At 72.4% G+C, this 9,210-nt stretch carries 8 protein-coding genes; 7 read left to right on the top strand and 1 reads right to left on the bottom strand.

Translation table 11 applies throughout. The annotated features are described in order from the left end of the window. The coding region (locus RCG67_RS13775) for a transketolase-like TK C-terminal-containing protein (protein ID WP_438612671.1) at positions 1-822 on the top strand (822 nt) is incomplete at its 5' end. A 97-nt stretch (positions 823-919) separates the two neighbouring features. Here the strand turns inward: RCG67_RS13775 and RCG67_RS13770 are convergent. Then, the gene (locus RCG67_RS13770; RefSeq protein ID WP_368827068.1) at positions 920-1,693 is read right to left on the bottom strand and encodes an IclR family transcriptional regulator; all 774 of its coding nucleotides are present in this window, start codon (positions 1,691-1,693) and stop codon (positions 920-922) included. Positions 1,694-1,876: 183 nt separating this feature from the next. On the opposite strand from RCG67_RS13770, the gene RCG67_RS13765 reads away from it, so the two are divergent. The 6 genes from RCG67_RS13765 to RCG67_RS13740 all read left to right on the top strand — a co-directional run bounded on the left by RCG67_RS13765 (position 1,877) and on the right by RCG67_RS13740 (position 9,159). Further along, a complete protein-coding gene (locus RCG67_RS13765) occupies positions 1,877-3,292 on the top strand; it encodes an NAD-dependent malic enzyme (protein WP_368827066.1) in 1,416 nt (471 codons plus the stop codon). 91 nt (positions 3,293-3,383) lie between these two features. Beyond that, entirely contained in the window at positions 3,384-5,012 is a 1,629-nt protein-coding gene (gene aceB / locus RCG67_RS13760) for a malate synthase A (RefSeq protein ID WP_368827065.1), read from the top strand. Continuing rightward, positions 5,009-6,337 carry a DUF6986 family protein gene (locus RCG67_RS13755; protein WP_368827064.1) on the top strand — a complete coding sequence of 443 codons (1,329 nt, stop codon included), beginning with the start codon at positions 5,009-5,011 and terminating at the stop codon, positions 6,335-6,337. The genes aceB and RCG67_RS13755 overlap by 4 nt, the downstream gene beginning before the upstream one ends. Beyond that, positions 6,337-7,158 carry a bifunctional allantoicase/(S)-ureidoglycine aminohydrolase gene (locus RCG67_RS13750; RefSeq protein WP_368827062.1) on the top strand — a complete coding sequence of 274 codons (822 nt, stop codon included), beginning with the start codon at positions 6,337-6,339 and terminating at the stop codon, positions 7,156-7,158. The genes RCG67_RS13755 and RCG67_RS13750 overlap by 1 nt, the downstream gene beginning before the upstream one ends. Before the next feature lie 233 nt (positions 7,159-7,391). Beyond that, complete coding sequence (locus RCG67_RS13745) at positions 7,392-8,198, top strand: hydroxypyruvate isomerase family protein (RefSeq protein WP_368827060.1); 807 nt, start codon at positions 7,392-7,394, stop codon at positions 8,196-8,198. 76 nt (positions 8,199-8,274) lie between these two features. Further along, positions 8,275-9,159: a 2-hydroxy-3-oxopropionate reductase gene (locus RCG67_RS13740; RefSeq protein WP_368827059.1), complete on the top strand. Its 885-nt coding sequence runs from the start codon at positions 8,275-8,277 to the stop codon at positions 9,157-9,159. The last annotated feature ends 51 nt before the right edge of the window (positions 9,160-9,210 follow it).

Genomic DNA, 9,210 nt, shown 5'->3' with positions numbered 1-9,210 from the left:
ATCATCGGGGCCACCGCCGGGCGCACCACGCTCACCGGCGAGGGCCTCCAGCACGCCGACGGCCACTCCCCCGTGCTCGCGGGCACGAACCCGGCCGTGCGCTGCTACGACCCGGCCTACGGCTACGAGATCGCCCACATCGTCCGGCACGGCCTCGAGCAGATGTACGGCCCGGACTCGGCGGACCCGAACGTCATGTACTACCTGACGGTCTACAACGAGCCGTACCAGCAGCCGGCCGAGCCGGCGGACGTGGACGTCGAGGGCATCGTCCGCGGCATCCACCGGGTCGCCCGCTCCGAGCACCCCGGCCCGAAGGTCCAGCTGCTCGGCTCGGGCGTGTCGGTGCCGTGGGCCCTGCAGGCCCAGCAGGTGCTGGCCGAGGAGTGGGGGGTCTCCGCCGACGTGTGGTCGGTGACCTCCTGGAACGAGCTGCGCCGCGACGGTCTGGCCGCCGAGAAGGAGGCGTTCCGCACCCCGGGGGCACCGCGCCGGGTGCCGTTCGTGGCCCAGCAGCTCGCGGGGGCGGAAGGACCCGTCATCGCCTCCACGGACTTCGTCTCGGAGCTGCCGGACCGCATCCGGCAGTACCTGCCGAACGACTTCGCGACCCTGGGCGCGGACGACTTCGGCTTCTCCGACACCCGGGCCGCGGCGCGGCGCTGGTTCCGGACGGACGTGCACTCCATCGTGGTGCGGGCGCTGCAGATGCTCGCCGACCGCGGGGAGGCGGACGCCGGGGCCCCGGCCCGGGCGTTCGAGCGCTACCGCCTGGACGAGGTCACCGCCGGCACGACCGGCAACGCGGGCGGCGACGCCTGACCCGCACGGTCCGGGCACCCGACGGCTGCGCCCGCCGCCCCTCGTGGGGCGGCGGGCGCAGCCGTCGGGTGCGGGCCTCAGCCGGTGCGTGCCGGCCTCAGGCAGAGCCGGGCATCAGCTCCGCGGCGATCGCCTCGGCGGCCCGGCGCAGCACGGGCACGGCCCGGCGGCCGAAGTCCTCGTCCACCCGGGACACGGGGCCCGACACGGAGATGGCCGTGGGCGTGGGGGCGCCGGGCACCGCCATCGCGTAGCAGCGCACCCCGAGCTCCGTCTCCTCGTCGTCGATCGCGTAGCCGCGCTCCCGGATCCGGTCGAGGTCCGCGAAGAGCTCCTCGAGGGTCCCGATGCTCTTGGGCGTGGGTGTGGCCATGCCCGCCGCGCCCACGATGGCGCGGACCCGTTCGTCCGGCAGGGTGGCGAGCATGGCCTTGCCCACGCCGGTGTCGTGGGTGTCGGCCCGGCGGCCCACCTCGGTGAACATGCGCATGGACCGGTTGGACTGGGCCTGGGCGATGTAGACGACCTCCTGGCCGTCGAGCACGGCCATGTTCGCCGACTCGCCGAGCTCGGCCACCAGCTCGTCCAGCCGCGTGCGGGCCGCCGACCCGAACTGGCGCCCGGCGGCCTCCCCCAGCAGGATCAGCCGCGGGCCCAGCGCGTAGTTGCGGTTGGGGAGCTGGCGGACGTAGCCGGCGGGCACCAGCGTGCGCAACAGCCGGTGGATGGTGGGCAGCGGCAGCTTCACGGCGGCGGAGAGCTCGCTGAGCGACATCTCCCCGCCGGCCGCGGTGATCACCTCGAGGAGCTCGAACACGCGCTCCACCGATTGCACACCGCCCGAACCGGCTCGTGCGGTCGTCGTGGTCATGGGCATCTCCCGTCGGTACGGCCCGGCCGCCTCGTGCGCCGGGCCAGATCTCGGTCGCCGGATCCGTGACAGCTGTCACGCTGGATCCTTGCCAACCTCGGCTGGCTCCCATAATATCCATAATACGAAAGTTTCATTCCACAATGCGACTGAAATAGTCGAACCAGAGCCCTTGGAGGAACCATGGCCACGCCCAGTCCCGGATACTCGATGATCCTGCGTGTGGAGGCCCCGGCAGGCCTCACCGTCACCAGCGAGCTCGCCACCGCCGCCGCGCGGGCCGGCGCGGCCGTGACCGCCCTCGACGTCGTGGAGTCCCACGCCGCCCACGTCGTCGTCGACGTCAGCTGCAACGTCTCCGACGCGTCCCACCGCGACGAGGTGCGCGACGCCCTCGAGGCGCTCGACGGCGTGCAGGTGCGCAAGATCAGCGACCGCACGTTCCTGATCCACCTCGGCGGCAAGATCGAGGTCACCCCCCGCGTCTCGCTGCGCAACCGCGACGACCTCTCCCGCGCCTACACCCCCGGCGTGGCCCGGGTGTGCATGGCCATCCACGACAACCCCGAGGACGCCCGGCGGCTGACGATCAAGCGCAACACGGTGGCCGTGGTCACCGACGGCACCGCGGTGCTCGGCCTGGGCGACATCGGCCCGGCCGCCGCCCTGCCCGTCATGGAGGGCAAGGCGGCCCTGTTCAAGGCCTTCGCCGGCGTGGACGCCTGGCCGGTCTGCCTCGACACGACGGACACCGACGAGATCGTGCGCATCGTCAAGGCCATGGCCCCCGTCTACGGCGGGATCAACCTCGAGGACATCGCGGCCCCGCGCTGCTTCGAGATCGAGGCCCGGCTCCGCGAGGAGCTCGACATCCCGGTCTTCCACGACGACCAGCACGGCACCGCGATCGTGGCCCTGGCCGCGCTGTTCAACGCCCTGCGCGTGGTGGACAAGCAGATCGGCGACGTCAAGGTCGTGGTCTCCGGGGTGGGCGCCGCCGGCCACGCCATCATCCAGCTCCTCAAGGCCCAGGGCGTGCAGGACATCATCGCCTGCTCCCGCAAGGGCGCCATCCACCGCGGGGAGGGCTACGACGACCCGCACCGGCAGTGGATCGCCGAGAACACCAACGAGGCCGGGTTCTCCGGCTCGCTCAAGGAGGCCGTGGTGGGCACCGACGTCTTCATCGGCGTCTCCGCCCCCGACCTGCTCGACGAGGCCGACGTGGCGTCCATGAACGACCGCGCGATCGTCTTCGCCATGGCCAACCCCGACCCCGAGATCGATCCGGGCGTCGCCGCGGAGCACGCCGCGGTGGTCGCGACCGGCCGCTCGGACTTCCCGAACCAGATCAACAACGTCCTGGCCTTCCCGGGCCTGTTCCGCGGCCTGCTCGACGCGGGGGCGTCCGACATCACCACCGACATGCTGGTCGCCGCCGCGCAGGCCATCGCCGACTGCGTGGCCGAGGACGAGCTCAACGCGAGCTACATCGTCCCCAGCGTCTTCGACCAGCACGTGGCCCCGGCCGTGGCCGAGGCCGTGCAGCGGGTGGCCCAGCAGGACGCCCACCGGCTCGCACCGGTCGCCGCCCACTAGCAGCGCGGCACCGAGCCCGCACCACCGGGCGTCGCCGCCCGGCACCGCCGGCGGCGCCCCCCACCGAACCCAGCACCGAACGGAGACCACCATGGCCATCGAGTCCACCACCCCAGCCGGCCTGGACCGCGCGCACGAGATCCTCACCGACGAGGCCCTCGCGTTCGTCGAGGCCCTGCACCACCGCTTCGCCGCCCGGCGCACCGAGCTGCTCGGCGCCCGGGAGGACGCCCGCCGCCGCGCCGCCGCGACCGGCACCCTCGACTTCCTCCCCGAGACCCGGGAGATCCGCGAGAGCGAGTGGCAGGTGGCCCCGGCCCCGCCCGCCCTGCAGGACCGCCGGGTCGAGATGACCGGGCCCGCCTCGCCCGCCAAGATGGCGATCAACGCGCTGAACTCGGGGGCGAAGGTCTGGCTCGCCGACCTCGAGGACGCCTCGAGCCCCACGTGGCACAACCAGGTGGACGGCATCCTCAACCTGCGCGACGCCGCCCGCGGCACCCTGGGCTTCACCTCCCCGGAGGGCAAGGAGTACGCGCTGCGCCAGGACGCCCCGCTGGCCGTGGTGGTCACCCGGCCCCGCGGCTGGCACCTGCCCGAGCACAACGTCACCGTGGACGGCCGGCCCGCCGCCGGCGCGCTCGTGGACTTCGGCCTGCACTTCTTCCACACCGCGCAGCAGCTGCTGGCCAACGGCCACGGCCCGTACTACTACCTGCCGAAGATGGAGTCCCACCTCGAGGCCCGGCTGTGGAACGACGTGTTCAGCTTCGCCGAGGAGCACCTGGGCATCGAGCACGGCACGATCCGGGCGACCGTGCTCATCGAGACGATCCCCGCGGCCTTCCAGATGGAGGAGATCCTCTGGGAGCTGCGCGAGCACGCCTCCGGGCTCAACGCGGGGCGCTGGGACTACCTGTTCAGCATCATCAAGTACTTCCGGGACGCCGGTGAGAAGTTCGTCCTGGCGGACCGCTCCACCATCACCATGACCGCGCCCCTGATGCGCGCCTACACCGAGCTGCTCGTGCGGACCTGCCACCGCCGCGGGGCCTTCGCCATGGGCGGCATGGCCGCCGTGATCCCCAACCGCCGCGACCCGGAGGCCACCGAGGCCGCGTTCGCCAAGGTGCGCGCGGACAAGACCCGGGAGGCCGACGACGGCTTCGACGGGTCCTGGGTGGCCCACCCGGACCTGGTGCCCACCTGCCGCGAGGTCTTCGACGGCGTCCTCGGCCCGAAGCCCAACCAGGTGGACCGGCTGCGCGAGGACGTGCAGGTCAGCGCCGAGCAGCTGCTCGACGTCGCCAGCGCCGGTCGGGTGAGCACCCAGCAGGAGCTCGCGGCCAACCTCTACGTGGCGATCCGCTACACCGCGGTGTGGCTGTCCGGCAACGGGGCCGTGGCCATCCACAACCTGATGGAGGACGCCGCCACCGCCGAGATCTCGCGCTCGCAGATCTGGCAGCAGATCCGCAACGGCGTGGTCTACGAGGACACCGGCAACACCGCGACCCGCGAGCTCGTGGCCGAGGAGCTCCGGCGGCAGAAGGAGGTCCTGCGCGAGGAGGTCGACCCGGAGTCCTACGCGGCGCACTTCGAGCCCGCGGCCGCCCTGATCGCCGACCTGGTGCTGGACGAGGACTACGTCGACTTCCTCACCCTGCCCGCCTACGAGCTGCTCGAGCAGTCCGGCCGCGACCGGGTGGCCACGAAGTGAGCGCCGGGACGCTGGGCACGGCCTTCCGGCAGCGCGCCGCCGAGCGGCTGGCCGGCACCGACGAGCTGCTCCGGCGGTCCTATCCCGGGGACCCGGGAACACGCCAGCCGGTGCACACCGTCTACCTCCCCGCCGACAGCTTCACCCCGGCGACCGCCCGGCAGTGGGGGGAGCGCGCCGCCGAGGCCGTGGCCGGGCTCGGGGCGGCCTCCCTCGCGGAGCAGGTCGCCCCCGAGGGCGCCGACCCGGGCCTGGTCGACCGGGTGGCCCGGGCGGTCGAGCGCAAGCTCGCCACCGAGCCGATCGAGGACGTCCGCCTGGACTTCGAGGACGGCTTCGGCGACCGCGGGGACCAGGAGGAGGACGAGTGGGCCGTGCGCGCGGCGCACACCGTGGCCCAGGCCGTCCGGGAGGGGACCGCGCCGCCGTACATCGGGATCCGTTTCAAGTGCTTCGAGGCCGCCACCCGGGACCGCGGGCTGCGCACCCTCGACCTGTTCGTCACCACCCTGGTGCACGAGGGCGGGCTGCGGGAGGCCGGGCACAGCGAGGACGGCCTCCCCCGCGGCCTCGTGCTCACCCTGCCGAAGGTGAGCACCCCGGAGCAGGTCGACGTCATGGTCGAGGCCTGCGAGCAGCTCGAGGCGGGCCTCGGGCTGCCGGCCGGGCGGCTGCGGTTCGAGGTGCAGATGGAGACCGCCCCGATGATCCTGGGACCCGACGGCACCTGCCCCATCCCGGCGATGCTCCACCGGACGGACGGACGGGTCGAGGCCCTGCACTACGGGACCTACGACTACTCCGACTCCCTGCAGATCGCCGCCCAGTACCAGTCCATGGAGCACCCGGCGGCCGACCACGCCAAGGCCGTCATGCAGGTCGCCGTGGCCGGCACCGGGGTGCGGCTCTCCGACGGCTCCACGAACATCCTGCCGACCGGCAACGAGCAGCAGAAGCTGGCCGCCTGGCGGCTGCACGCCCGTCTGGTGCGCCGCTCCCTGGAGCGGGGCTACTACCAGGGCTGGGACCTGCACGCGCACCAGCTGCCCACCCGCTACCTCGCCACGTACTTCTTCTACCGCGAGGGCTTCGCCGCGGCGGCGCTGCGGCTGAAGAACTACGTGCACGGCATCGAGTCGGAGATCATGGACGAGCCCGCCACGGCCCGCGCCCTGGCCCGCTTCGTCCACCGCGGCGTGCTGTGCGGAGCGATCTCCGGGGAGGAGCTCGAGGAGAGCGCCGGCATCGGCGAGCACGAGCTCTTCTCCCTGGCCCACCCCAAGGCCGCGGCACCGGCCGCATCGACCACCGGAGGCGACTTCTGATGACCGAGACCACCTACCACGCGCCGCACGGCGGCCACCCCGACCAGACCCAGCTGCTCACGGACCGGGCGATGTTCACGGAGGCCTACGCGGTGATCCCGCGCGGGACCATGCGCGACATCGTGACCAGCCGGCTCCCCTTCTGGGAGGACACCCGGGTCTGGGTGCTCGCCCGGCCCCTGTCCGGCTTCGCCGAGACCTTCTCGCAGTACATCGTGGAGATCGCCCCCGGCGGCGGCAGCGACCGGCCCGAGACGGAGTCCGGCGTGGAGGGCGTGCTGTTCCTCATGGAGGGGACGCTGGTCCTGACGATCGACGGCGAGGAGCACGAGCTCGTTCCCGGCGGCTACGCGTTCCTGCCGCCGGAGTGCGAGTGGACCGTGCGCAATCCCGGCGGGGACCCCGCCCGCCTGCACTGGATCCGCAAGGCCTACGAGTACGTCCAGGGCATCGAGGTCCCGGCGCCGTTCGTCACCAACGAGCAGGAGGTCGAGCCGACCCCCATGCCGGGGACCGACGGCAAGTGGGCGACCACCCGCTTCGTCGACCCGGACGACGTCCGGTACGACATGCACGTGACGATCGTGACCTTCGAGCCGGGCGCGGTGATCCCCTTCGCCGAGACGCACGTGATGGAGCACGGCCTCTACGTCCTCGAGGGCAAGGCCGTCTACCGCCTCAACCAGGACTGGGTCGAGGTCGAGGCCGGCGACTTCATGTGGCTGCGCGCCTTCTGCCCCCAGGCCTGCTACGCGGGCGGGCCGGGCCGGTTCCGCTACCTGCTCTACAAGGACGTCAACCGGCAGATGAAGCTGCGCTGACCCGACGGCGATCCCGTCCCCACCGACCGGACCCCGTGCCGCCCTGCCACCGCGGCGGCACGGGGTTCTTCCATGCCACCCGACCCTTCCCCTCTTGTTTCCACATGCCGAAATAATGTTTCCAATAAAGGATTGACCTGCATCACAGCGGACCGTACGCTGTTTCATAAGACAGAAGCCGACTTCCACATCTCGAAATAAGTGGGGGTCCCGTGCGAACCAGGAGGATCCAGATGTCCTACACCGTGAACTGCTCCATCCTTCTCACCGACCTGCCCCTGCTCGAGCGGCCGGCCGCGGCGAAGGCCGCCGGCTTCGACGCGGTCGAGTTCTGGTGGCCCTTCGCCGAGTCCGTGCCCGCGGACCGCGACGTCGACGCCTTCGTGGACGCGATCCGGGACGCCGGGGTGCAGCTGAGCGGGCTGAACTTCAACGCCGGCGACATGCCGGGCGGGGACCGCGGCCTCGTGTCCTGGAAGGGCCGCTGCGACGAGTTCAAGGACAACGTCGCCGTGGTCGCCGCGATCGGCGAGCGCACCGGCTGCCGGGCCTTCAACGCCCTCTACGGCAACCGCCGGCCCGAGCACTCCCCGGAGGCCCAGGACGAGCTGGCGGTGCGCAACCTCGTGGCCGCGGCGGAGGGCGTGGCCCGGATCGGCGGGACCGTGCTGCTGGAACCGGTCTCCGGCACCGAGGCCTACCCCCTGAAGACCGCCCAGGACGCCCTCGACGTCATCGCGAAGGTCCAGCGGGCCGGCGCGGACAACATCAGGCTGCTCGCCGACTTCTACCACCTGTCGGTCAACGGCGACGACGTCGCCGCCGTCATCGAGAAGCACGCCGCGGACTTCGGCCACATCCAGATCGCCGACGCCCCCGGACGCAACGAGCCCGGCACCGGCGAGCTCCCGCTCCAGCAGTGGGTCGAGCGCAGCCGGGAGCTCGGCTACACCGGCCGGGTGGGCCTCGAGTACAAGGCCTCGCAGCAGGACCCCTTCGCCTGGACCTCGGCGTGGTCCGGCGCCCGCGCCGGCGCCTGATCCACCTCATCTTCCGCACCTGCCACCACCGCCCGTCGCCCGCACCGCACGGGCCCCCACAGTGAGGACCTCCACCATGACCAACGTCACCGTCATCGGACTCGGCATCATGGGCCTGCCCATGGCCAAGAACCTCGTCAAGGCCGGCTACGACGTCGTCGGCTACAACCGCTCGCAGGACAAGATCGACCAGCTCGTCGAGGCCGGCGGCCAGGGCGCGTCCAGCGTGGCCGAGTCGGTGGCGAACGCCGACGTCGTCATCACGATGGTCCCGGACTCCCCGGACGTCGAGGGCGTCGTGACCGGCGAGGACGGCGTCTTCGCCCACGCCGCGCAGGGCACCGTCTGGATCGACGCGAGCTCCATCCGCCCGGACGTCGCCGCCCGCCTGTCCCGGGAGGCCGTCGAGCACGGCCTGCGCCCGCTGGACGCCCCGGTCTCCGGCGGCGAGCAGGGCGCCGTCGACGCCGTGCTCTCGATCATGGTCGGCGGCGAGGCCGCGGACTTCGAGGCCGCCCGCCCGGTGCTCGAGGCCGTCGGCAGGACCATCGTGCACGTGGGCCCCGCCGGCTCCGGGCAGACCGTCAAGGCCGCCAACCAGCTGATCGTGGCCGGCAACATCCAGCTGCTCGCGGAGGCCGTCGTCTTCCTCGAGGCCTACGGCGTGGACACGGACGCCGCGCTGAAGGTCCTCGGCGGCGGCCTGGCCGGCTCCAAGGTCCTGGACCAGAAGGGCCAGAAGATGCTGGACCGCAACTTCGACCCGGGCTTCCGGCTGCAGCTGCACCACAAGGACATGGGCATCGTGACCTCCGCCGCCCGCGAGGCCGGCGTGGCCGTGCCGCTCGGCGCGATCGTCGCCCAGCTCGTGGCCGCCACCGTCAACAAGGGCGACGGCGGACTCGACCACTCGGGTCTGTTCAAGCTCGTCGAGGAGCTCTCCGGCCGCGCCGGCCGCTGACCTGCCCCCACCCCGCCCCACCGCTTCCCGACCCGATCCCGGGTCCTGCTT

The sequence above is a fragment of the Kocuria cellulosilytica genome, assembly GCF_040981245.1.
Lineage (GTDB): Bacteria > Actinomycetota > Actinomycetes > Actinomycetales > Micrococcaceae > Kocuria > Kocuria cellulosilytica.
Note: the sequence above shows the minus strand (reverse complement) of the source record. Positions and strands in the feature narration are given on the sequence as shown.